22 protein-coding genes are annotated in these 25,524 nt (G+C 32.6%); 15 read left to right on the top strand and 7 right to left on the bottom strand.

The window, feature by feature from the left end:
• Positions 1 to 10 precede the first annotated feature (10 nt).
• The 5 genes from R9X47_RS11040 to ndk all read left to right on the top strand — a co-directional run bounded on the left by R9X47_RS11040 (position 11) and on the right by ndk (position 3,060).
• Positions 11 to 505: a flavodoxin domain-containing protein gene (locus R9X47_RS11040; protein ID WP_432666873.1), complete on the top strand. Its 495-nt coding sequence runs from the start codon at positions 11 to 13 to the stop codon at positions 503 to 505.
• Positions 498 to 1,106, top strand: a complete 609-nt coding sequence (locus R9X47_RS11035; RefSeq protein WP_432666871.1) for a TetR/AcrR family transcriptional regulator — start codon at positions 498 to 500, stop codon at positions 1,104 to 1,106. Before R9X47_RS11040 ends, R9X47_RS11035 begins: the two co-directional genes overlap by 8 nt.
• Before the next feature lie 241 nt (positions 1,107 to 1,347).
• Positions 1,348 to 1,866, top strand: coding sequence for a 2'-5' RNA ligase family protein (locus R9X47_RS11030; protein WP_432666870.1), 519 nt, complete (start codon positions 1,348 to 1,350; stop codon positions 1,864 to 1,866).
• A gap of 194 nt (positions 1,867 to 2,060) precedes the next feature.
• Positions 2,061 to 2,612, top strand: a complete 552-nt coding sequence (locus tag R9X47_RS11025) for a hypothetical protein (RefSeq protein WP_432666869.1) — start codon at positions 2,061 to 2,063, stop codon at positions 2,610 to 2,612.
• A gap of 46 nt (positions 2,613 to 2,658) precedes the next feature.
• On the top strand, positions 2,659 to 3,060 hold the full coding sequence (ndk, locus tag R9X47_RS11020) for a nucleoside-diphosphate kinase (protein ID WP_432666868.1): 402 nt from the start codon (positions 2,659 to 2,661) through the stop codon (positions 3,058 to 3,060).
• 66 nt (positions 3,061 to 3,126) lie between these two features.
• Here the strand turns inward: ndk and R9X47_RS11015 are convergent, their stop codons facing one another.
• Positions 3,127 to 3,306, bottom strand: a complete 180-nt coding sequence (locus R9X47_RS11015) for an H-type small acid-soluble spore protein (RefSeq protein ID WP_432666867.1) — start codon at positions 3,304 to 3,306, stop codon at positions 3,127 to 3,129.
• 418 nt (positions 3,307 to 3,724) lie between these two features.
• Here R9X47_RS11015 and R9X47_RS11010 point away from each other — a divergent pair, with 418 nt between their 5' ends.
• From R9X47_RS11010 to R9X47_RS11000, 3 genes are all read left to right on the top strand, one after another.
• Entirely contained in the window at positions 3,725 to 5,083 is a 1,359-nt protein-coding gene (locus tag R9X47_RS11010; protein WP_432666866.1) for a sodium-dependent transporter, read from the top strand.
• A gap of 210 nt (positions 5,084 to 5,293) precedes the next feature.
• Positions 5,294 to 6,892, top strand: a complete 1,599-nt coding sequence (locus R9X47_RS11005; RefSeq protein WP_432666865.1) for an NAD(P)/FAD-dependent oxidoreductase — start codon at positions 5,294 to 5,296, stop codon at positions 6,890 to 6,892.
• A 578-nt stretch (positions 6,893 to 7,470) separates the two neighbouring features.
• Positions 7,471 to 8,892, top strand: coding sequence for a sodium-dependent transporter (locus R9X47_RS11000; protein WP_432666864.1), 1,422 nt, complete (start codon positions 7,471 to 7,473; stop codon positions 8,890 to 8,892).
• 294 nt (positions 8,893 to 9,186) lie between these two features.
• Here the strand turns inward: R9X47_RS11000 and R9X47_RS10995 are convergent, their stop codons facing one another.
• Complete coding sequence (locus R9X47_RS10995; protein WP_432666863.1) at positions 9,187 to 9,864, bottom strand: class I SAM-dependent methyltransferase; 678 nt, start codon at positions 9,862 to 9,864, stop codon at positions 9,187 to 9,189.
• A 68-nt stretch (positions 9,865 to 9,932) separates the two neighbouring features.
• A complete protein-coding gene (locus tag R9X47_RS10990) occupies positions 9,933 to 10,994 on the bottom strand; it encodes an IS1595 family transposase (protein ID WP_432666862.1) in 1,062 nt (353 codons plus the stop codon).
• Between the two features lie 598 nt (positions 10,995 to 11,592).
• Here R9X47_RS10990 and R9X47_RS10985 point away from each other — a divergent pair.
• A complete protein-coding gene (locus R9X47_RS10985) occupies positions 11,593 to 12,123 on the top strand; it encodes a 4Fe-4S binding protein (protein WP_432666861.1) in 531 nt (176 codons plus the stop codon).
• Between the two features lie 66 nt (positions 12,124 to 12,189).
• Positions 12,190 to 12,420, top strand: coding sequence for a glutaredoxin family protein (locus R9X47_RS10980; RefSeq protein ID WP_432666860.1), 231 nt, complete (start codon positions 12,190 to 12,192; stop codon positions 12,418 to 12,420).
• Positions 12,421 to 12,480: 60 nt separating this feature from the next.
• On the opposite strand, the gene R9X47_RS10975 is transcribed toward R9X47_RS10980, so the two are convergent.
• From R9X47_RS10975 to R9X47_RS10960, 4 genes are all read right to left on the bottom strand, one after another.
• Positions 12,481 to 13,194, bottom strand: a complete 714-nt coding sequence (locus tag R9X47_RS10975) for a hypothetical protein (protein WP_432666859.1) — start codon at positions 13,192 to 13,194, stop codon at positions 12,481 to 12,483.
• Positions 13,187 to 15,514 carry an MFS transporter gene (locus tag R9X47_RS10970; RefSeq protein WP_432666858.1) on the bottom strand — a complete coding sequence of 776 codons (2,328 nt, stop codon included), beginning with the start codon at positions 15,512 to 15,514 and terminating at the stop codon, positions 13,187 to 13,189. The genes R9X47_RS10975 and R9X47_RS10970 overlap by 8 nt, the downstream gene beginning before the upstream one ends.
• A gap of 4 nt (positions 15,515 to 15,518) precedes the next feature.
• On the bottom strand, positions 15,519 to 16,700 hold the full coding sequence (locus tag R9X47_RS10965; RefSeq protein ID WP_432666857.1) for an ABC transporter substrate binding protein: 1,182 nt from the start codon (positions 16,698 to 16,700) through the stop codon (positions 15,519 to 15,521).
• Between the two features lie 147 nt (positions 16,701 to 16,847).
• Positions 16,848 to 18,323 (bottom strand): hypothetical protein, encoded by a 1,476-nt coding sequence (locus R9X47_RS10960; RefSeq protein ID WP_432666856.1) that lies wholly within the window; start codon positions 18,321 to 18,323, stop codon positions 16,848 to 16,850.
• 381 nt (positions 18,324 to 18,704) lie between these two features.
• Here R9X47_RS10960 and R9X47_RS10955 point away from each other — a divergent pair, with 381 nt between their 5' ends.
• The 5 genes from R9X47_RS10955 to R9X47_RS10935 are packed head-to-tail and all read left to right on the top strand — an operon-like array spanning position 18,705 to position 25,514.
• Positions 18,705 to 21,491 (top strand): HAMP domain-containing protein, encoded by a 2,787-nt coding sequence (locus R9X47_RS10955; RefSeq protein WP_432666855.1) that lies wholly within the window; start codon positions 18,705 to 18,707, stop codon positions 21,489 to 21,491.
• 12 nt (positions 21,492 to 21,503) lie between these two features.
• The gene (locus R9X47_RS10950; protein ID WP_432666854.1) at positions 21,504 to 22,247 is read left to right on the top strand and encodes a hypothetical protein; all 744 of its coding nucleotides are present in this window, start codon (positions 21,504 to 21,506) and stop codon (positions 22,245 to 22,247) included.
• Between the two features lie 14 nt (positions 22,248 to 22,261).
• Positions 22,262 to 22,648 carry a DUF4280 domain-containing protein gene (locus tag R9X47_RS10945; protein WP_432666853.1) on the top strand — a complete coding sequence of 129 codons (387 nt, stop codon included), beginning with the start codon at positions 22,262 to 22,264 and terminating at the stop codon, positions 22,646 to 22,648.
• A 23-nt stretch (positions 22,649 to 22,671) separates the two neighbouring features.
• Positions 22,672 to 25,071: a hypothetical protein gene (locus R9X47_RS10940; protein WP_432666852.1), complete on the top strand. Its 2,400-nt coding sequence runs from the start codon at positions 22,672 to 22,674 to the stop codon at positions 25,069 to 25,071.
• Positions 25,068 to 25,514 carry a hypothetical protein gene (locus tag R9X47_RS10935; protein ID WP_432666851.1) on the top strand — a complete coding sequence of 149 codons (447 nt, stop codon included), beginning with the start codon at positions 25,068 to 25,070 and terminating at the stop codon, positions 25,512 to 25,514. The genes R9X47_RS10940 and R9X47_RS10935 overlap by 4 nt, the downstream gene beginning before the upstream one ends.
• The last annotated feature ends 10 nt before the right edge of the window (positions 25,515 to 25,524 follow it).

Here is a 25,524-nt window from a genome sequence, read left to right as displayed (position 1 = left end):
GAGGTAGATTATGAAGACGTTAATCGTTTTTAGTTCAAAATATGGAACAACCAAAAGTTGTGGAGAACTTGTAAAAAAGGGTTTAAAAAATGAAGCAGATATTGTAAATCTAAAAGACAATTATTCAATTAGCCTAAATGAGTACGACCTTGTTATAATAGGAGGTTCTGTTTATGCTGGAAGAATACAGAAGAAAGTAGTTAAGTTTATGGAAAATAATAAAGAAGAGTTAGGGAATAAAAAAATAGGACTATTTGTGTGCTGCAAAGAGGAAGGAGAAAAAGCTTTAGAATATATAAAGGCCAACTATCCAGAGTGGATTATTAATAAAGCTTTAGTGAAAGAACATTTTGGTCATGAGGTTAATCTAGAGAAGATGGGGCTTTTAGATAAGATCATTTTAAAGGTTGTTGCGAAGGCTACTAAAAGTTATTCAGATATAAAAACAGACAACATTGAAGGATTTATCAATACTATAAATAGATTGGATGGTACAGTTGAATAAGAAGGAAATGCAGAAGAAACGAATGATGAATTACTTTATAGAAGCAGCTAAGGAAATTATCGAAAGAGATGGAATCCAAAGCCTATCCGTAAGGAGGGTAGGAGCCTTAGCTGGATACTCATATGCTACAATATATAATTATTTCAAAGATCTAAATACTTTGCTTCACTATTGTATATTGGATTATCTAGATGACTGCTATAAGTACATAACAAAAAAACTGGAGAACTCGATTGATTGTGAGAATACTATTAATGATAGAGCAAGAATAGAGTTAATGATAATCTCTTATGTAGAATATTTTACAAAAAATCCAAATCAGTTTCAGTTAATATTTGTAGAGGACTTAGGAAAGCCATCTAAGGAAGTTCTAGAAGAACTTCGTAGGCCTTCTGTTGGAGTCCTGCTATATGATGAAATAGAAAAGTATGCTTATAAGAAAGAGACCAATCCGAAAGATGCCGAAATCCTAGGTGATTTGATTAGTTATTCCGTACATGGGAAATTACTTATGTATCTAAAGGGAAGAAAAAGCACCGATATAAATGGACTAATTGAGAGTGTTAGGTCAGAACTAGATTTTCTTTTTAGTAAGCTATAATAATTAACTTGCCTCTTAAGCTAGATTGTTTATAGAAAGTTTGAAAACATGCAGATGGTTTTAAAACTTCTACAAATAGTCGGCGTTAGATAAGGGGTTTTTATTTTTGCAATAAAATGTGATTTATTTTTTTGCAGAGAATAATTTATATTGTACAAAAGAATTTTTCTAATATAAAATTTAGATAATTATTTTAGCGAAAAATAGGTATAAGTATAATAAAACAATGGATGTGAGAAAAATGTTAAATAGATGTATATTAATATTTACAGAATTTGAAAACACTGAGAAGATAAAAGAGCTAAGGGAAAAATATGACCCAGTAGTGGATAAGGTTGCGCCACATATAACCTTAGTTTTTCCATTTGAAAGCGATATCAAAGCAGATAAGATAAGAGAACATATTGAGAAAAACATTAAAGGTATAGACCACTTTGAAATAAAGCTTCAAGGAATAACTGGTGAAAGCGATAATTATTTGTTTCTAAATGTAATAAAGGGGAAAGACGAATTATCAGAGCTTCACAATAGACTTTATACAGATATATTAGAAGAATTTAAACCAGATTTTCTAAAAAGCGTAAAATTTAAGCCCCACTTAACAGTTGGAAAGATCGATAGTGATGAAGGGTTTGCAAGGGCTCTAAAGGATACTGAGAACTTTACCGAAGTCTTTAAGACTGTGGTGAAGAAGATCACTGTAGAGATAATTGGAGAAAATAATGAATCAATCATTGAGTCTGAGATAGAGCTAAACTAAAATCTATATAACCAGATTTTGTAGGCAAAACTTATTATTTAATAAATAATTACAATTATAAGTAGTTTATTTTTCTTTTATAAGTTGGTACAATTATTAAGTAAGGGATAAAAATCTACATAATCATACATTATCTCCGATTGTTCGTTAATAATCCAGGATAATAATCAAATTACAGTAAAAAGGAGTAGTCTATGAAAAAAAATAACAAGGTACATATTTACTATTTATTGCTTGGTATCGGGATTGGTTTAGCCTTAGGGGGAATTATAATTTTTGCAAGTCCAAATGTGAAGTATGTGGAATATACTGAAGAAGAAATAAAACAAAAAGCCCGTGGACTTGGCATGTATGAATTAGATGAAATATTTGAAATGAATGATAAGTTTAATGAGCAAGTAGAAAAAAATATAGAAAAGCAAAATATAAATCTCCAAAATGATGATACAAAGGTAGAAGATTCTACAGAAAATGTAGCAAAAAATGAGCTTGAAAAAGATAAGATAGTAGAAAAGACAGCTTCAGAGGATTTTAAGGCTGAAGAATATACAAAATTTGTAATTAAAGAAGGCGAATCCAGCGAAAAAGTAATAAATAATCTATTTGAGGAAAAAATAATAGAAGATAAGGAACAATTTAGAAAATTAATATATGGTAGAAAGGTAGATAGAAAGCTTCGTTATGGCATATTTATGATTCCAAAGGGAGCTGATAATGATACTATTATAGATATATTAATAAGATAATCAGATATAATCTTTATAAATTTCAGTTTTATAGAGGAGGGGTTACATGGAAAGGACACTAGTACTAATAAAGCCCGACGCAGTAGAACGAAATATTATAGGAAAAATAATCGGCATATATGAAGAAAGTGGACTATATATTGAAAATCTTAAAATGATATCTCCAACAAGAAGAATTTTGGAAGAACATTATGAGGAGCATAGAGAAAAATCTTTTTTTGAAGAATTGATAGCTTCTTTAAAGGATAAGAACGCAGTGGCACTAATTATAAAAGGTGATGAAGCTATTTCAAGGGTGAGAAAAATAAATGGAGCTACAGACCCTGTAAAGGCTGAAGAAGGAACAATTAGAAAAACATATGCAAGTAGTATAAGATACAATACTGTACACGGCTCATCGGATCCTGAGGCCGCTGAAAGAGAAATAAGAATATGGTTTGAAAGCTAATCCAAAGATTAAACCCCCGTTTGACCTAAAAATATGGTCAGGTGGGGGTATTTTTATGGCTTTGAGCTACTGTTCTGTCAAATCATTTATTGAAACTTTATAATGTTCATTAGTCCCATCAAGGGTCTTTACAAAGGCCTGTCCGTTAATTGGATTAACACTATTTATCCAAATTGACCTTCCGTTATAGGTAACGGTGATTTTATCTTCTGAGCTTAAGATTTGTCTTACTCTATTTATATCCATATAAAACAACTCCTTTAAATATTTGCTTTTATTTTGTCCAAGTGTAGGAGTTTATAAACAGCGATATTTTATGAAATTACATAAAAAATATAATTAATTAGATAAAGGTTTTGCGTCAAAATAATTAGAAAATACAAAATATTAAAAAAGTTTAAATATTAAAAAAATTTAAACTTTATAATTTTTGTTGAAATTATTAACTTATTGTAATATAATTTAACTATCCGAAAAAAGGAATTGTCAAACAATTCAAAATATACTTTAAAATCTGTTAACAAAATAACAATGTATAAATATTTTAAAAAGAAAAATAATATCTATGTATTTAAAATTAGCACAAATGTTTTGTTTAACTCTATTTAAGGAGGTGATGAATTAAGATTAAAGGGTTTAAAACTAAGAACAGAGGAGGAAAACAATGGCAAACTTAAATCAAAATAATGAAAGAGAGCAATGGGGCTCCAAGATAGGCTTTATATTGGCTGCTTCAGGTTCAGCCGTAGGTCTTGGGAACCTTTGGAAATTCCCATATATGGCAGGGAAAAATGGTGGTGGAGCATTTGTACTTGTATATTTTATAATTTTATTCCTTGTTGGTTTTACGTTGATGTTAGCTGAAATATCATTAGGTAGACATACTCAATTAAACGCAATTGGTGCATACAGAAAGATAAGTAAAAAATGGTCATGGGTTGGTGCTCTAGGAGTATTAGCAGGATTTATTATTCTTTCATTCTACAGTGTAGTTGGTGGGTGGGTAATAAATTATATAATTAAATCATTTACCGGTGTTATAAATGTAGCTGATGCTGAAGCTTTAGGTGGAATGTTTGGTAGTTTGGTTGGTGGAACAGTTGAACCAATAATTTATCACGGTATATTTATGCTTATGACTATGGTTATAGTTCTTGGTGGTATCGGCGGAGGTATCGAGAAGTCAAGTAAAATCTTAATGCCAGGTTTATTTATAATGATAATTATAGTTGCATTTCGTGCTATGACATTACCAGGAGCAATGGAAGGTATCAAATATCTTTTAGTTCCTGACTTTAATGTAATTATCAAGAACCCTGGTATAATACTTGATGCATTAGGACAGGTATTCTTCTCTCTAAGCTTAGGTATGGGATGTATGATTACCTATGGTAGTTACTTAAGTAAGGATACTAATATTCCTGAAAGTTCAACAATAATTCCTTTGATTGATACAGGTGTAGCACTTCTTGCAGGACTTATAGTTATGCCAGCAGTATTTGCATTTGGATTTGAACCATCAGCTGGACCAGGACTTTTATTCATAACTTTACCGGCAGTATTTGCTCAAATGCCACTTGGAACAGTATTTTCAATATTATTCTTCTTCTTAGTGTTATTTGCAGCATTATCATCATCAATTTCATTATTAGAAGTATGTGTTGCATACGTTGTTGATGAATGGAAAGTTAATCGTAAGGTAGCTGTATTTGGACTAGGATTTGCGATGTTTGTTATTGGAATAATTGCCTCATTATCTAATGGACCATTAAGTCATCTTAAATTTATTGGAGATAGAAACTTCTTTGACTCATTAGATTTCGTAGCTTCTAATATCCTATTACCTTTAGGTGGACTTCTACTTTGTATCGTTGTTGGATGGGTTTGGGGTACAGACAAAGCCATCAAGGAAGCTACAAACGATGGAAAGGTAAGCTTCTCACTAGCTCCATTCTGGTCGATCCTAGTTAAGTACATTGGACCAGTTGCGATAGCTATAGTGTTTATCCGTTCGTTAATATAATAGTCTAAATATAAAATTAGAACAAAAAGTCGGGCAGATTTGCTCGACTTTTTTTAGATAGAGTAAATTACATAATTCTATGGTGTTTTCTTCTTGCCTCTGTTAAAATTATAGAGATATTGGAATAATAGATATATAGTTGTAAAGTACAAAACAGTAGTTGTGCTTGAATTTCGATATAAATAAAGTGGAAGGAATGGCGCCGATAATATGATAAGAATTTCTCAATTACGATTAGGAATAGATGATAATACTGAAAAGTTAATAAAGAAAGCAAGTAAAGTACTTAATATAAAACCAAATAATATCAAAAAAATGAGTATATTTAAAGAATCTATTGATGCTAGAAAAAAGGGCCAAATAGAGTTTGTTTATACAGTAGATGTATCTGTAGATAATGAAAAGCGCGTTCTAAAAAAAGTCAGGAATAAGAATGTAACTATAACTCCTGATATGGAATACAAGTATCCTGAGTCTGGAAATGTAGAGTTAGGAAGTAGACCTGTAGTTATTGGAATGGGACCCGCAGGATTATTTTGTGGATTGATTCTCGCCCAAAGGGGATATAAGCCTCTGATTTTAGAGCGAGGAGAGGCTGTAGAAGACAGAAGTGAAACCGTAGAAAAGTTTTGGAAGTCGGGGAAATTAAATACCGAGTCAAATGTGCAATTTGGAGAAGGTGGAGCAGGAACATTTTCCGATGGGAAACTTACAACGAGAGTAAAGGACCCCAGATGTAGAAAGGTTCTGAGGGAATTAGTAAAATCAGGTGCTCCAGAAGATATAATGTATTCCTTTAAACCCCATGTAGGAACGGATATCTTGAAGTCAGTAGTAAAAAATCTAAGGGAAGAAATTATAAAGCTAGGCGGAGAGGTGCGCTTCAATTCAAAGGTAACTAGCTTAATAATTAAGGAGCAAAAAATATGTGCAGTAGAGATTAACAATGAAGAAGTAATTAATAGTGAAGCAGTTGTATTGGCAATAGGGCATAGTGCTAGGGATACCTTTGAAATGTTACACCAGAAAGGTGTAGAAATAGTGCAAAAACCCTTTGCAATAGGCGTTAGGATAGAGCATCCACAGCCAATTATAAATGAAGCCCAATACAAGCAATTTGCAAATCATGAAAGACTAGGTGCCGCTGACTATAGGCTTACATATCATGCTGCAAATGGAAGGTCAGTTTACACATTCTGTATGTGTCCGGGAGGAACCGTTGTTGCAGCTGCTTCAGAAGAAGGTAGAGTAGTAACCAATGGAATGAGTGAACATGCAAGGGATAAAGCCAATGCTAATAGCGCATTGTTAGTATCGGTTGTACCTGAGGACTTTGAAGGTGATCACCCCTTAGCAGGTATGCACTTCCAAAGAAAATGGGAAGAAAAGGCATACAATCTTGGTGGAGGAGGATATATAGCTCCTGCACAATTGGTTGGAGACTTCTTAGATGATAGAGAATCTAAGAGCCTCGGTGAAGTTAAACCATCCTATGAACCAGGAATTAAATTAACTAACATGGGAGAGTGCTTGCCAAGCTATGTTATTGAAGCAATGAAGGAAGCAATTGTAAACATGGATAGAAAACTAAAGGGTTTTGGAATGGACAGCGCGATTATTACTGGAGTGGAGACTAGAAGCTCATCACCTATAAGGATATTAAGAGAGAGTAAGAGTCTTGAAAGTGCAAATGTTAATGGACTTTATCCAGCAGGTGAGGGCGCAGGTTATGCAGGAGGGATAGTCTCAGCAGCAGTTGACGGAATAAAGATAGCTGAAAAATTAATATCAAAGCATAAATTAGTTTAAGTTGTGCCATTAGAAAGTGATAATTTTATCACTTTCTATTTTTTATCCCGGATTATTCATGAAAAGTTTGAAAGGATGCAAGTAATTTTCAATTTTTCTTGAATAATCCGGGTTTATTTTTTGATGGAGGTTACTTTAATTTTACTTTAAATCATTATATTTACACATACAAATGTATAAATATGAAAAAAATAGAGCTAACTTAGTCGTAGTCAAATTTACAGCGGTTAGGTAATTGAAAAGTAATACATAATAATTAATTTTTATGTATTATAACTACAAAAAAGTATTGAATCCCCACTCTATTTATGCTAAAATTTCAAATTAAATATTGGAATTTTTAAATGATACGCAAAATTGATATTAGACAGACTATTTCAAAAATAATGATAATTCTTAAAAAAAAGAGGGATTTTAAAATGTATCATAGAATATTCTTATATAAGGATAATATTCTATGTGGATAATGTAGAGTATTACGAGTGAAAATGTATTTTTCGATTTCTAAAATTATTGAATTTACTAGATTATAGTATTTAGAAATCGACTAATAAATATAAATTAAAAGGAGGAGAACTATGGAACCTATGCAAAAAAGAGAAAATTGGGGATCTAAGCTAGGGTTTATCATGGCTGCAGCTGGTTCTGCTGTTGGTCTAGGTAACATCTGGAAATTTCCTTACACTGCCGGTAATAACGGAGGTGGCGCATTTGTACTTATTTATTTAACTTTTGTTATACTTATTGGTTTTAGTGTTATGCTTACAGAATTTGCAGTAGGTAGAAGAAAACAACTGGCGGCTGTTGGTGCTTATAAATCTGTTGACAGACGTTGGACATTTGCAGGTGTATTAGGTGTACTTAGTGGATTTTTAATCATGGGATTCTATCCTGTAGTTGGAGGATGGGCTCTTGCTTATGTATTTAAGGTAATGGGTGGTTTATTAAATAACGCTGATACTATTGGAGATGTTTTTGGTGGATTTATTACTAATCCTATAGTGCCTCTTGGATGGGTAGCTGTATACCTAGCATTAAATGTTGTTATTGTTGCTAAAGGTATTTCTTCTGGTATTGAAAAAGCTGGTAAGATATTAATGCCATTATTATTTGGTATTCTTATACTTATTGCTGTAAGGGGATTAACATTACCTAATGCTATGGAAGGTATGAAATTCTTATTTAAGCCAGATTTTAGTAAGGTAAATGGTCCTGTTGTACTTGCTGCTTTAGGTCAGGCATTTTTCTCATTATCACTTGGTATGGGTTGTATGATCACATACGGGTCTTATTTATCAAAAGAAGAGAACCTTATTGAAAATGCTGCACTAGTAACAACTATGGATACGGCTGTTGCTATATTAGCAGGTATTGCAATGTTTCCAGCAATGTTTTCATTTGGTATGGAGCCGACTGTAGGACCTGGGTTGGTATTCGTTGTTGTTCCTACATTATTTGCAAAAATGGGTGGAATGATGGGCGTTGTATTTGCACTATTATTCTTCATAGCACTTACTGTTGCTGCATTAACTTCTTCAGTATCATTACTTGAAGTTGTTGTTTCATACCTAATGGATGAGAAGAAATTCTCAAGGGTTAAAGCCGTTGTATCAGCTTCAATAGTTATGGGTATATTATGTATCTTTGCATCTGTTTCTCTTGGAGGTATTGGGCCAAAGCTATTTGGAAAGGGCGCATTTGATGTATTTGACCTATTGACTGATAAGATATTCTTGGCTATCGGAGGTATGTTATTGTGTATCTTCGCAGGTTGGAGACTTAAGAAGGACGAATTATTTGAAGAAATTACGAATAATGGAGCTATTAAATTTGGTATATTTGAGATGTGGTACGCTTTAGTTAAGTTTGTAATTCCTATAACAATAGCAATAGTTGCAATCAATGCTATTGCCACTGAATTTCAAGGTGGTAATGGGCCGCTTATGTTAACTGGTATAGGTATTATTGCTTTACTAGCTGTATTCTCTAAAAAATTATAATATTTAAATAAAACTATTCTATTATTAACAGTATGAGTAGCTGTTTCATAAAGGAATCTTGTGAGTACAGCACCAGGGTGTTTCAGAATGAATTTCAAATAACACAGAAATTCGTCATTCTGAGACACCCCTTTTATTTTGCAAACTTTTATGGAAAAAAGCTACAAAAAATTTAGGCTCTGTTTAAGAATAATGTTGATATTTAAGTTTTATAATGGAACCTTAATATTAAGGTTCCATTATGTAGTATTTTAAGAATAATGGGTAATAGCTTCTTAATCATATATCTCTTACTTATTTATTTTCCCATATGATACCCATAAAATATCCCTTTTTTATAAAAACACAATTAGGTAAATACTGTCCATAAATTTCTTTATATTTTTGTTCCGATAAATACTTATCCGATGCTAAATGTTCTAACCAATATTTTGATGTACTGTGTTTGAAAACTCTTATTGCTGTATCTGTATTGTATTTAAAGCAATTTGGGATAAAGTCTAATAATGCACCTATAACATATACATATCTTGCAGGTGTTTCAACTTCTGAAACATTATCAAGTATTACCATTTTTCCACTTGGTGCTAACAGTTGTTTTGCTCTATTTAATACGCTTGGAACATCTATAATATGATGAAAAGTGGTTCTACTTACAATAAAATCAAATTTTGTATTAAAGTCCATTGAATGTGCATCCATATGTATATAATTGATATTAGATTTTTGCCTTTTAAATTGTGCTAATTTCAGCATATTGTCTGAAATATCAATTCCTATGACTTTATTATAGTATTTAGACAGTTCAGTCGTTAGTATTCCTGAACCACATCCAATATCTAATGCCATACCCCTTTGAGATGACATATTAGAAATGAAAAAATCATTATTATTAAACAATTCACTTACAAAGTCATACTCTTCTGCCACTTTATCAAATTGTATATTTACTGAATTAGGTAAATTATTCAACGTTAACACCTCTTTCGCTTATTGCATATTTTCATATAAGTGTGTCTTTATGTTATTGTCCCAGTTTATTATGCAAATATTGTTTTCCTGATTTTAAAATCTTTTAGTTTTGTATCACAATGAGAAGTGTGTGACTGTACAATAAGATGTTTACTCTTGATAGTATCTTTCTCTGTATCAAAGAATTGAAGCCATTTAAACCAATACATATAATTTGAAAGATACTTAGTAGCGACACCATTAAATCTGTCCATCCACTTCTTGAGTTTACTATGATATGAGTTGATGTGTTGTATATGATATACACCTTCTTTATGTCTTCCACGCTTAATCTGTTTTAGTTCAACGCCTGAATTTTGTGCAAACTTAATATAACTCTTATGTGAGTCAGTACAGAAAATAGAATCTCCATCAATCCTATCCTTAAAGAACCTTTCTATATCTGTATGCTTCATCCTGCCTTTACATATGAGTTCCGTCATTATATTCCCAACTCTATCCATAGCACATAATACACAAACTTGTTCATTTGATATGCCTCTTTTTCTCTTCTGACCTTTACTACTTTTGCTACCCTTTGCCCCTCTCTTGCGTGATTTTCTTGGCATGGTAAAAATTTTGCTTTTTTTATGATTTCCTTTAAAGGACTCTCTGAAAAATGTTTCATCAACTTCTACAACTCCACCTACGCTTCCCATACCCATAAAAGCTCTAATTGCATCTATGATTTTATGCCTCCAAAAGAATGATGTAGGCACACTAATACCAACTATTTCTGCACATTTCCTAATAGAGTAGCCATTTATCATACATTTTGAATATAATATCCATTTCCTTGTGTCTTTTTTACTATTGTATCTTGGTGAGTGCGTAAAATCATTAAAAGTTTTTCTACAAGACTTGCAGATATATCTTTGTTTACCATTAAACTTGCCATTTCTTGATACTTCATCATGGTCACAGTGAGGACATACTTTTCCCCTTGAAAATCTATTTTCCTTAACCTCATCTGTAACTTCAGTAACGAATGAGCCTAATACAATTACTTCTTCAAGATAATTTAATACTTCTTCTTGACCTGTTGCTCCTAAAGTCTTTAGGTCTTTTATTACTGATTCTACACTAGGCATACCAAGACCTCCGTTATCTTTTGTACAGTCTTATTATACCTAATTACTCAGAAAATATCCATTTTCAACATTATTCTTAAACAGAGCCAAAATTTAAAAGAAGTACATGCAGATGTGTTGACATGGGAAAAATAATATATTATAATAAAAATACCTACCGGGGGTATACGGGTGATTGAAAGTTATAAATTTGGATAATATATAAATATAGGAGGGATTAATTTATGAATATAAAAGTGACTAAGGAAGCTAAAGATATGATTAAGAAAACCTTAGAAGATAAAGACATAATGGAACCTGTTGTAAGGATATATGTGGCAGGCTTTGGATGAGGTGGACCTAACTTTAGTATTGCTCTGGATGAGCAAAAAGACAATGATTATGCTGTTAAAGATGAAGGAATAAACTACGTTGTTGAAGATGAAATAATAAAGAAATATGGTGGATTTGAAGTTGATTACTCAACAGGTTGGTTAAGTAAAGGATTTAAGGTTCGTGCAAGCTATGGGGGTTCAAGCTGTTAAATAAAGCTGACTAAAACAAAGAATGCAGAACTAGACCTAGCCAAAATGTTGAAATGAATTAGGAGGGAATAGAGATGGCAAAAGCAAAGTCACATATGAAGTGGTCATGGATTTTTATGATACTATTCATACTACTTTCTATAATAGATATTAGATTTGGGGTTTTAGGTTTTATATGTATGACAGTACCAATGTATCATGCGATCAGGGGGAGAGGAAAGATTCATTGTTCACATTATTGCCCAAGGGGTTCTTTACTTGGCAATTTTTTAAAAAACGTAAGTCTACAAAACAATTTGCCAAAGAAATTTAAAGGAAAAACCATTAAAAATGGATTACTAATATTAATGATGACAATGTTTACAATTTCCTTAATCCATGCAGGTCCTAGCCTTACAAGAATAGCCTTTGCAGTTTTCAGACTAATGACTGCTTCATTAGCCTTAGGTATTGTAATGGGAGTAATATTCAAACCTAGAACTTGGTGTCAAGTGTGCCCTATGGGATACGCAACTGGGCTTATTAAGAATGCAAAGGACAAAAAAGATAAAGAGAAAAAAGAAAAAAACGATGCAAAGGATATAGTTAGAGAAGGGGCAGCGTAAAAAAATAAGATTTTTGTAAGCATAATAGATTTCAATATTAATTATTTGTAATTGGAGGGAATATAGATGAGTAAAAAAGTTACTATATTTACTAGTGATACATGTGGGTATTGCCATTTAGCAAAGGATTACTTAGAAGAACTTGGAGTAGCATTTGAAGAAAGAAATGTATCTAGAGATGCAAGTGCTAGAAAAGAATTAATGTCTAAAGGTTTTATGGGAGTACCGATTATTAATGTAGATGATGAAGTAATTCAGGGATTTGATAAAAACAGATTGGATGAGTTACTAAAATAAAAGAATATAGTATTAAAAATAATGGGCTGTCTCATAAAAACATCTTATGAGTTCAGCTCATTATTTTTCCTTTCCGTACAATATATACTGCTTGCCCTTATCTCTGGATAAAGAAAAACCATAGTATCCCTTATCTAGCAATTCTATTTGTTTCTCAATGTCATTACTCAAAACTTTAATGCTATTTTCCTTATCTATAAGAATAGGAGTATGAAGGTTCTGATACAATATATACCTCCATGTACCATTATAGATCTTTTTTAGCTTTACAACGATTATAGAAAAATCAAATATATTTTTGAGGCTAGAAAAATTGTAGGGGTAAATAGTGAGCATTACATGTTTCCAGGTTTCAGATATATTCATCATGCTAAGTGCCAGTTTAGTCATTTTCTTTTGAAGATCGTTTCCTACATAATCTGGATGAATACTAGTTAACTCTAAATGGAATAGTCTATTGAGATCAGCTTCAGACAAGCTGATATATCTTCCGAGGTTATCATCCTCTTGATATGGAAATAGGATTGATCTGACTCCGATAAGCTCTTTGTTCACAAAGCTACCTAACACAATACCTTCATTACCTAGCATTCGCATCCAATCCTCCTTGGAGGACGGAAGACAGAAGTTTTTATCTATTAAATTACCTATAACAAACCTTTCAAACTCAACTATATTATTAAGATGACCTAAATTTAGCTGGGTGATGTTACATGTATAGTAATTGCTGTCCTTATTATTTTGTACCTGTATACTTTTAAGTATTTTATCCATACGTCTTCCCCTTTTTGTTAGAACCTATCTTTGTTATTGCTAAAAATATTAGCAGACCTGCCACCATTATTACTCCAACAATTCCTACTCCACTTGTACCAAAGGGTGCAACAAGAGCAAAAATCATAGGCCCCAACATTTGTCCGATCTTCTTAACATTGCTAAAGTATCCTAGTGCTTTACCTTCACCTATTCTTTTAGTAACATTTAAATCTAATAGGTAATTTGTATGGGAAATTGGGCCAAAGCTATCGGCGATACCCAGTAGAACGGCAGTTATATAAATACCATAGAGGTTTCCAAATACAACAAATGTAAATAAAGCCCCAGCAAAAATTATACTAGAAAGAGCAATAGTCTTTTTATGATCAAAGTGCTTGGTGAAGTAGTTGCTGAGTATTGGGCCTAAATAAATAACACATAGACAATTTAGTAAGAAGGCTCTACTAACATTTGAAATAGAGAGTCCTGCACTTTGCATATACAAAGGAGTATAATAATTTAAAAATATATTACATATAGCCGTTGGGATAACTATAAAAAGGAATAAAGATACAATTCCTTTATTAGTTAAAAATCCAACTAAACTAACCGTTTTGTTTTTAGCAACACTTCTTATTAATCGATTATTATATGTTATCGAAACTATTCCGCCTAAAACAACGATTCCAACCGTTACAAAGAAAACGTTACTGTAACCTATTCGATCAACTAACATAGCTCCAATTACTACTCCGCAGTTTATACCGGAATTTATACCAGAATTTAGAGAAGCAAAGCCTTCGCTTTTATTTGAAGGTTCACTGATTACAAATCCTCGCATAGCCATAAATGAGAATCCATATCCTACACCTACAATTCCTCTAGCCAAAATAAATAGAACAGCACCTTTAGAAATACCCGATAGAAATGTACCAAAAGCCAATAGTATTATTCCAAATAAAAATACAGGTTTCCAACCTTTGTTTTCAATCGTATATCCAGCTAAAACTGTTGCTATACCACAACAAAGAAAGTTGAATGAAATAGGTAACCCTAAAACCATGTCCTTAGATAACCCTATAATCGGCGTATATAGATCTTTCATAACAACGGGTATGAAAGATGTTGACATGAAAATAGCGGTAAAAACTATAAATGCTAAAGGACGGATAGCTCTAGTGTTTACCCTGCAGTCGTGATTGTTATCCAAATCTATTTTCTTGTTTAAAATCATTAGTAGGAAAAGACTGAGTTCAACTGTAAAAAAGAACGAAGTAATAATCATTGTTATCATATCAAGTATTATATTTTTCATTTTACTGTTAATATTGGTTTTGTGAATAACAGTACTAAGGCTTACGCTATTGCCCTTATAGTCGCTTTTAAGAGGTAAAGAATAAGTCCAGTGACTTAAGGAATTATGCTCTGAATATTCCTTTGAATAACTATACAACCTTTTATTATCTGAACTAAGGTAGATACCATCAATATCGACAGTATTCTCAAGGATCTTTTCAAGATAGTCTTCTAGATTATGCAACTTATCGTAGCTTACTCCCTTAGAAATAACACTTTCTAAATCTTTTTTCACTATGGTAGTTATAAAGTTAGCATTTTCATTTGCTAGCTGAGAGTAAGCGTCTTTAAATATAACATAGTTGATAAGTCCATAGAATATTTGAATACAACCTAAAAGAATTATCAGAGATGTCAAAAGAACTTTTTTATTTATTTTACCATTCTCTATAACGAATATTTTTCTATTAAATACAACTAATATAGCTGCAGCTAAAATAACAAGATAAATAAGATAATTGATTAGTCTACTTGAGTACTCACTATATTTAGACTCGACTATTTTTTTGTCAAATACAATATCCATACTGGCAATAAAAACATTTTCACTGTCTCTTATAGGTAAAAAGATATGATATTTTTCGTTGTGTAATGAGGAGATATATTGCTGTGTTGATGTATTGAAATCAATTTCTTCAAAGAGAGTGCTATCAAGAGTTTTATCTGAAATCTGACCACTATAATCATAAATAATTTCTCCGTTAGACAAGATTATGCGAATATTTTCGATGTCTAAAGATTGATCTTCATTACGCTTTAACAATTCTGTCATTCCATAGAAGTTGTCTAACGGTTTTCCATACTTTAGAGAATACTGAATTTTATCAACGGTCTGATTACCCAAAACTGCATAATTAGATATAAGTAATTCAGTATAATTTTTTTCGAAGGCAAGGATATTAAGCTCGCCTGTAAAACCCAATACGACTATGAGCAGTATAATAGCAGATAGTATAAATATTATATTAGTCTTTCTAAGCATGATCTTATTCCTCCAGATTGTTAACGCCGATTGAGTTGAATATCTTATCTGCACTTAAGAGTATTTCAAAGGGGACTTTATATTCAATCATATCTGCGACCTCCATATTGATCACAATATTAGGAGTATCTCCGTAAATTTGAGGCAATTCCCTAGGCAGTGTTCCATTTAAGACCTTTGAGATATTAGTGGCACCAAATATACCTATACCGTTGTAATCACTCCTATACAAGCTCACTAATGCACCATTTTCCACTTCTATAGATCCTGATTGAGAAAATACGGGTATGTTATTGTCGTAAAATGGCTCTAGAAGCTGTGGTACTTTCTCTACCTCTCTAAAGGCAGCAGCAGTAAAATATACTGAATCTACTTTACTCGATAACTTTTTGTTCGCATCTATAACTTTTCCATAATAATCTTCTAAATCCTCTTGGGATTTTGGTTCATCTACGAAATAACTGATAACTTCAAAGTCTTTTTCACTAGCTATTTCTTGTACATCGTCAACGGCTGCAAATGTTCTACCTGCTAAAGAGTCTTCGTAAACCATACCTAACTTTTTAAAATCGAAAATATCATGAAAAACCTTAATCTGCCTTATGTATCTCTCTGTATCCATATGAGCCCAAAGATGGTTCTTACCAGAATCATTTTCAGATTTTATTATTCCAGATTTAACGGCATTACTTGATGAAAATACCATTGTAGGAACACTATGCTCGCCGTCTGCTATAGCTTTTCCAGCATTTGTACCCATGACTATCATAAGGTCTATATCATTTCTCGTTTTAAGCCTATTATTGATCTGTTGATCCGTACCATCTTCACTAAGCCCTAAAGAATAGTATCCATCATCAACAAATTCGATGTAGGGGCTTAAGTCTTGGGAGCTCAGCCACTTCCACATTACTAAGCTATTACTTTGTCCACTTTCATAGGGAATATCTTTGACTCCTTCAATCCAACCCAAGTCCTCAAGCCCTATAATTATGCCGTATAATGTACCAGCGAAGTTTACATAGGGTTCACTTTCACAATACCCTATTCTCCATTTTTTACCTTCATTTAAGGATGGGGTCATGAGATCATTTTGAATATCTATACTCTGAAAGGCAAAGCTTGTACCCAATGAGATAATAAGAGAAATTACAATTGATATGATTATTCCGACGTTTTTTTTCATTTAACCACCTATTTCTATTATTTATCCGGGATTTGTATATGTATTCGAAACCTAGAAAAAAATACCCCTGATAATTTATAAATAGTCTTATCAAGGGCTATTGGTGTAAGTCTTACTGATAATTAGATCTGACACTATAGATTTATGTCATTGATAATCACTAAGATCTGATGTTACCTTCACAGATCTAACCTTACCATTAAGAATACTAAGTGATAGGTTATAATTACTGAATATAAGATCATAGCTATCTACTTCTTCTTCGCTAACCGAGTTATCAGGATCACCGAGGATTTCTTTTACTTTATCTTCATTCTTACCAACGAAGCCCTGAGGATAGGGAGAATCATTTTTGAAATATCCTTTGTATACAATTGTTTCATTTGTATCATATAAGGTTCCTATACCGCTAAATTCATTTTCTAAGAAATTTCCATCGTACTTTATTGTATTGCTTTCATTTTCATAATATAAAATCCCATCGCCGGAAAACAGATTGTTTTTAAACTGACCTTCATATATTTTTAAGCCTTCAGAATCCTCAGAATACAAAATACCACTTCCGTTGTATCTATCGTCCTTAAATTCACCTTCATATTTTACAGTGCCATTTTTATAATACTCTGTGCCAGGACCATTTAAGTTATTATTACTAAAGGTGCCAGAGAATAGTAGACTACCATCCTCGTTAAAGAACTCACCTTCTCCATGGTATAGCCCATCCTTAAAGAGGCCGCTATAAAGAAGTATAGCATCTATTGAGTACAGTTTTCCATCTCCATTGTATATACCGTTTACAAAATTCCCATCGTACTTTACGTTTCCATTTGAATAGAATACCTTAGCTGAACCATTTAATAGACCATTTGAGAAATTGCCAAGGGATTCAACACTTCCATCAGAAAAGAACTTTTTACCTAAACCATCGAACTCGCCATTTGAAAAGCCTCCCTGATAAACTACCTTGCTATATTCATCGTATAGAATACCTTCTCCGCTATATATGCCATTAGAAAAATCACCCTGATACTTCAAAATTTCATCTGTATAAAATTCTTTTCCTGTACCATTATATTCACCATTAGAAAAATCACCTTTGTATAAAGGGGCTCCATCTTCATGGTAAAAGGTACCAGAACCGTCGAATTCGCTATTTTTAAAGGTGCCTTTATACTTCAAAGTACCATTAGGGTAATATAACTGACCTTCACCAGTATACAGTGAACTTTCAATGCTTCCAGCATATATTAGATTCTTATCCTTTTTATTGTCATATATTTTTACATTACCGCTATAATCAATGTCTTCAGTTTCGTAAAAGACTTGATACTTGACAAAATAGGAATTATAGAATTTATACCCAAAGATTACTGCAGCAATTAGCAACAAAGAAAATATCAAAAGAAGCTTTTTAGATAAATAATAATTGTTACCAATTCTAATATAGTCTTTAAGAGAGGTCTCTCTTTTTCTTGTTAAGGCAACAACCTTAAGAGCCAAATTTCTGCTTAGGACATAAGGGGCTCTAGTAATTCTTCGAATAACTACATATACTTTTCGACTAACGGGCCTAAAAATCATATTAAAAATTATTTGTAATTGAACAAATAGCTTATTAATCATAGTTAACTGTCTCCAATTCAAAATAAATGCTATTTTTTCTTGATACTTCCATTTTTTTCGACAACATGATATAATGTACAACAATTATAAAATGTTCATTTTTTCCATATACAAAAATAATACAACAAAATATTAGCTTATTCAACAATTTAAACTCGTATTATTCATGAAAAGGTTGAAATGGTGCAAGTAATTTTGAAAATTTCATGAATAATTAGAGTCAAAGCAAATGCAAATGAAAGAAATTGTCAAAAATTTTAGAATTACCGCTAATTATAGTATAATATAAAAAATATTAGTTGTATTAGGAATTATTTAGAATAAAGTGAAAAATTTAATAGAAAAACACGTTTAAAGATTTTGTTTTAGGGAGAGTGTAGTATGAAAAAATACCTTGTTTTTCTTGCTATATTAATAGTAATGATATCAATTTCAATATACTTTTTGTGGGAGTATAATTATTTCTTAAATGAACCCTTATCTTTAAAGTCATATCCTATAGAAGAGATTGAAAATAAAAATATAGAAATCACCCCCCTTTCCAAAGATAGCGAAGACGGTACCTTTTACCATGCAAAATTAAATAAAACTAACATAAGCATGATAAATGTTTTCAATAAGACTATAAAAAAAGGAAAAGATCAGAGTAAAACCTTTTATATAGACACTTCACAGAACTATGTTGTTAAGGTGGATGATAAGGATGAGATTGTAACATTATTAAATTGGGATGAAGGTAAGGGATCAATTGTAGATGCAATACCTGATAACAAAGGGAATGTGTTTGTACAGTGGGTGAAATATGATCCGTATAACCTGAAGGTAGAATTGGAAGGAATAAGCATATTTTCTAATGCAGGACATTATATAACAGATATTTTCAGGAAAAATTATAGTGATTTAGAATACCCAGAGGGTACCTATGTAAATGGGTTGATAGAAAATCTTCAATATGAGAACAATAAAGTTTACTTTTTCTATCAAGCAAATGAGAAACTACATCTATACTCATATGACAAATCACTAAATAGAGAATTACAACTAGAAAGAAATGAAGAAGAGTTTGAATTCATTGACCTGATAGGAACGAGTCCGGGAAAGATATACTTTGCAACTAAGGATTCAAAATTTGGTTTAATAGATAAGAATAAAAAAGTTGTATATATAAAGGAGTATTTAAAAGAAAAGAAAGTCATAGGAAGTATTTTCTTTGATGAAGGAGAAAATGTCAACATCGAATTATTAAATGATGATGGTGCCCAGATAGAAAAATATAATGGCGTAGGTTTTACTTCTGTCGCGTCCACAGCGGCCGATGTAAAAGAAGTAATATCAAAAAATACTATTGAAAATGTAAGCAAAGATATCAAGTTTTCTGATGCATTAATCAGAAAAAAAATATTAGTGCTTTTGGGATATTTAGCAATAATAGGTCTAATACTTTATTTAATAAGATTCATATATACATATATATTACAAAGAAAGATATATATTGTTTTTAAACAACTGATTGTTCTGATACCAATAATTCTAATTGGGATGTTGGTATTTGTGCTCAATACGATCTTTATCGGATTTGAAGAATTTTCCGACGAAATAAAAGGCGGGAAATATTATCAATTCAATCACATAATCGATGAAAAACTTGAGCTTATTGAAAACAGAACTAATTCTCCTTACTATTTAGGAGATTTAATCGATTCACTAGATGTTTACGAAGATATTAATAAAGATGTTTATAATGAAATTTATAACTTAACTAAACTGACAGATGTTGAAGAACATGATGATATAAAAGGTATGTATATAGTCATTGATAAAGTAAAGAATGGAAACGTTTACAAAATATTTGACACTGAAAACAAGTTTAAACTATTTTATCCAAGGTTTGCAAGGGGAGACAATGAGTATTTTAGAGCTGCATCTAAAGGTGAAATAGTAAACGCCGTAGGAACAGGTGAAAGATACATTTTCACTATGAAGCCAATTTATAATAGTAAAAGAGAATTAGTAGGGATTTGCCAAGTTGGAATGAACTATGAGGGATATAGACGAGGGGTAGACATGAAAATGTTTACGACAAGTATCATTAGAATACTAACTATAACCTTAGCAGTTGTATTTGCAATAATATTGACAACTAGCATTATATTAAAACCACTACAAAAACTTACGAAGAATGTAAAAGAAGTGGCAGATGGAAATTTAGATATTCAGGTCAAGGTACACAGCAAGGATGAAATCGAAGACCTATCAGATACTTTTAATATTATGACTTCAAACATAAAAAAACATATTTCAAATATTCAGGTATTAAGCAAGTCATACTATAGGTTTGTACCTCAAGAAATTTTGCAGCTCCTTAATAAGGAATCCGTAGATGAGATTGAATTAGGAGAGCATAAAAGATTTAATATGTGTATTTTAAGCGCTGGTATTGAGGACTTCTACCAAATTTCAAAGAAAACAAGTACGGAAGACAGTTTTCAATTTATAAACGAGTACCTGGAAATAGTAGGACCTATAATAAGGAAGAATAAAGGCGTAATAGAAAAGTATCTGGACAAGGGTGTCATAGCTATTTTTCCTAAAAGCAGCAAACATGCTATTAAAGCAGCAAAGGAAATAATTAAAGAAGTTAATAAATACAACCTGTCAAAGAAAAGCAAGCTGCCTTTAGCAGATATACGAATAGCTATTCATAAAGGACCGGTACTTGTAGGGATAATAGGTGAAGAGAGACGACTACAAAGTAGTTTGGTATCGGACCATGCAAATTTAGTAGGAGTGATAAGAGATAAAGCTTCAGCATTATGGTCTAATATTATTGTCACAGAGGAAGTAATCAATGATATCAAAAAAGTTAATTTTAGTTATAGAAAATTAGGGAAAATAAGCATTGCTAATGGTCGAGATATTGTACAGCTTTATGACATCTATGATGCTGATAAAGAAGAGCAAAAGAAATTAAAAGAAGAGACAAAGAGTTTGTTTGAAAAATCAATTGAAGAGTATGCGATGGGCAAATTTTATGATGCTCGATCTGGATTTGTAAAGATATTAGAAAAGAATATCGAAGATAATGCTTCAAGAGTATACTTTTATCAAAGTGATGAATGTTATCGTAATGGAACAGATGAGAAATGGAATCAGAGTATAGAACTCTAAAGGGTTGATTGTATGTATCTATATAAACCTAAAAAGCGGTTAAAATTTAAAAATGAACTCGATGGGAAGAAAAATAAAAGAAAAAACAAAAATTATCTAAAGCAGCAAAATTTAAATCTACGAACTGTTACGCCAGATAATATAGATAAGCTTCAAAATAAAATTGGTAATAAACAGGCACTAATTTTTCTAAGGGAAATTGGAGATTTAGAATTAAGAGAAGATAATCTAGTAAATAAAATAAGCATAGGCGAAATCACAACAAATGATGATATACCGGATAATGAAGCCATGGAGACAAAAAAAGAAATACAGGATTTTAAAAAGCTATCATATAAAAATACTTTAGCAAGCTATGATGCAGTAAAGAGCGGTAGACTTACTGTTGATCATAATAACTCTTCAAAGCCAAACCTCAGATATTCGTCGATAAACAATAATTTAAAGGGCTTAATACAAATGTCAAATTTTTTAAAATCCTATGATCCAAGATTGGATAAGAAGAAGGAAGAGATAAAACTAGGAGATAAACTAATCGGCCAGGATGAGAAAAAGAAACGTAGTGAAGTAGAATCTATCATACATATGATAAGGATGCTGCCTAGCTACGATAATAATGAAGATGCAATAGAAGCCTTTATGAAGGCACAAAATTTTCTTATATCATCGGGGTGCAGCTTAAACGAGTTATTTAAGCATAATGGTAATATAAGAAAACAGAAGGAAATACTTCTAAAGGCTATAGACAGAAAATAAAGGGGATTATACCTATGGGATTCTTGGTAACGAATGGAGCTATGCTCCAATGCAGCTTTGGAGTGGCACCATCTTCATTGATGGTACTTCCTACGAATAAGGTTATGGCTACAACACCAGCTGCTACAATTATGGACAATAAACCAATGGTAAATATACTACCCTTTGGAATGTGCAACTCAATATCAAATCCTACGGTGGCTTCGGCTACTGCAGCAGCTTTAGGGGTTTTAACACCAATGCCATGTATACCAAATATTGCCGCACCATGGGCACCGGGATGTCCAACTGTTTTAATCGGAGGTAATCCAGCCTTAAATAATAGTTCAAAGCTAATGTGCATGTGGGGAGGCGTAATTCAAATAGTTCAACCAACTCAAATGCAAACTATGGTTCCATAGATTATTTTGATAGGAGGTAGACTATGCCTACATCTCAAAAAGAAGATAAGAAAAAGAATCAAGGACAAACTCAGAGTTCTAACACTCTGCAAAATAATGCGCAAACACAAACTAATAATAGTAGTATGCAAGGAAATCTAGGGAACCAAGCTATGATGGCAGCATTACAGCCAGGTATGTCCATTGCAGGTGCAGCTAAGACAAGTAAATATTTGAATGAAGAGGATATACTTAAAAGGCTGGTAGACTCTATAAATACGGCAAAAACAGCATGTAATGACAAGTTGAGGTCAAACGTAGGTGATATGGCAAAAAGAAATTTTGGCTATATGGGAGGCCTAATAGGTAAGCATAAATCAGATGCTGTGGGATACGATCTTAGAATTTTTCTTAAGGAAAAGGCAAGGGATTGGGCTAGAGAACATGTAAATGATAAGAAAGACAATTACATAACGGAGAAGAATAACGAAATAGATCAAAGCAGCAATTTTGCTTCCGATGAGGAAAGAAACCAAGCAAAGGAAAACATAAGTGACGATCTCGATAGGAAAAGTATTCTATTAAAAACTACCCTATATAAGGATATGAAGCAAAGCGTAGTAGATAGGCTTGAAAAGGAGAGCAACGACATTTGTGACTCTATGACAGGGCAGTATGAAAATGAATTTGATGGAAAGATAAGAAAGGAACTTGTAAATCTATATAAAGAAACCTTTACAAAGGCATATTCTAAACGTAAAAAAGGTATGCCGGAAGCTTGGTCTGCAAATATAGCATTAACAAAGGCAAGGGAAACAACCCTAAATAAATCTAAATCTATTGGTATAAAGGTCTTTAATTCCATGAATAAAGCCATAATTGAGGAAGCCCAGAAGAAGATAGAGTCACGAAGAGAAACTGTAATTAATATGCTGGGTGGAAAAATAGAAGACAATAGGGCTAATTTTGATGGTGTACAGAAGGATGATTATAAAGCAGTCAACGAATATATATTTGAACAGGATGAAGACAAAGCAAAACAAGAAGGAACTACGGCTTTAAATGATATGACCGGTAAAATAAAGAATAGCATCGAGACAAATGAAATAGTAGCTCCAAATGTAAATAAAGGTTTATTAGTATTTACAAAACCCATAGTAGCCTTAGTCCCACATGCTGGAGACAGTGTATCAGCCTCTGGGATTATAAGAATACCTATTGCGGATTCTGGAGCATACGTTTCGTTGAAGCTCTCTGGAGAAGCAGAAAAAGACGATGATGATTATGTAACCGCTAAGTTTAGAGTTGCCGTTGGTGCTGGGGGTACTGCTGGTATCGCAAAGCTTCACGGAGAACTAGGTGGTTTTATGGAGATAAAAGGGAAGTCATCGGAAGACTTAGCTATGCTTCTATCATATATGATGTATAGACAAGCTAGGGAATCAAAGATTTTCCCTCATCAGGTTACCAATGCAATCTGGGGAATGGGAGGAAAATCAGGAGAAGGAAAGCATAATGAAGCAGAGGCATATGGTGCTACCATGGAGACCAAACTATTTGGAGATGGTGCAGGGGCAGGAGCCGGTGCTGGAGCGAATTCTGCTACCATAGGAGTGGATGCTTCTCTAGGCGTGGAGCTTGGAGATATGTCTAAGGGTCTCGGAGGAGAAATGACCTTTACAGGAATGGTGGGTAGAGAATACTCTAAAACAAGTTTTGAAGATGGAAAGGGTAAAGGACGGCTTGGAAAAATAGAAGCATATAAGTTTGGAGGACAAAAATCCAAAGGGGACGTAGTAGAAAAATTAAGCTTTGAAGGAGCAATTGGTGGAGGCCTTATCGAAGGTGGAATTGAAGCAGAAGTCAACTTTAGAGGAACAAAGTTTGAATCTGTAGCCTTCAAGCTATCGGGCTCGCTTAAAAACACTGGAGGAATTTTTGGAAACAGTGGTGGTGAAAAGGCCGTTAAGGTAATACATGATGTGATACTTCATTTGAAAAACCTAGAGCAGAATATTAAAAAAGTAGTTCAAGCATATCAAGAAAAGAAGCTGAGAAAAATAAAAGCAACATCCGATGATGCTGGTAAAGTTGGTGGAGAGATTGCTCTATTTTCTACTGATCTTGGATCACAAATAAAGGAAATAGCCGATAGTAAGGATGCCTTAGGTCAGCAGATAGCCATAGCAGATGCTACCAATGCATTGGAGCTAGCTATAGAGTATGAGTGGGAGCCGGGATCATTAGGTAAGCTTACTGTGGCCTTGAACTCAAAGAAATCACTTGAGCTTGATGCTGAGATCGTCGGAATTGAACTAGAACGTTCTAGAAGACTTGCAAGCTGGACTACAGGTGATGATATGCAAAATCTAAGAGATATGGCAAAGGCCAAAGGTGCTAAAGATAAGCTAAAAGCTTTAGGAGGAGGCGCATCAATATTATGATTTTGACTTGGACCGATGAATTTTCTAAAAGACTAGAATCCACAATTTTAAAGATAAAGGTAAAAAATGAAGAAATACGACTTACTATTTCGGTAGATTACGATACTTATAATTACGTATATGAAAATGAAATGTTCAATTTATATAGAGAAGTTATAGGGAAAAATTTTAAGGATAACTTTGATAAGGAGAAGGTACTTGAAATTGAACTAAAGCTAGATCCAAAGCTAGTAAGTATTTTAGATGATGCCGTAGATTTAAATGAAGAAGCAATAAAGAAATACTTGTTAGAGAAATCCGAGGAAAAGCCCGACAATCTATTTATAAATACTAGTAGTTGGTACGTTTTGAATGTAAAACAAGAGGAAGAACTACCTGAGCATCTAAAGGCCATGGGAAGCGTTAAGGTGGGCTTTGATACTAAATGGAATGAGGAATTGTAAATAGAGAGGT

Origin of the sequence: Wukongibacter baidiensis (genome assembly GCF_050888315.1) — a bacterium.
GTDB classification, from domain to species: domain Bacteria; phylum Bacillota; class Clostridia; order Peptostreptococcales; family Caminicellaceae; genus Wukongibacter; species Wukongibacter baidiensis.
Note: the sequence above shows the minus strand (reverse complement) of the source record. Positions and strands in the feature narration are given on the sequence as shown.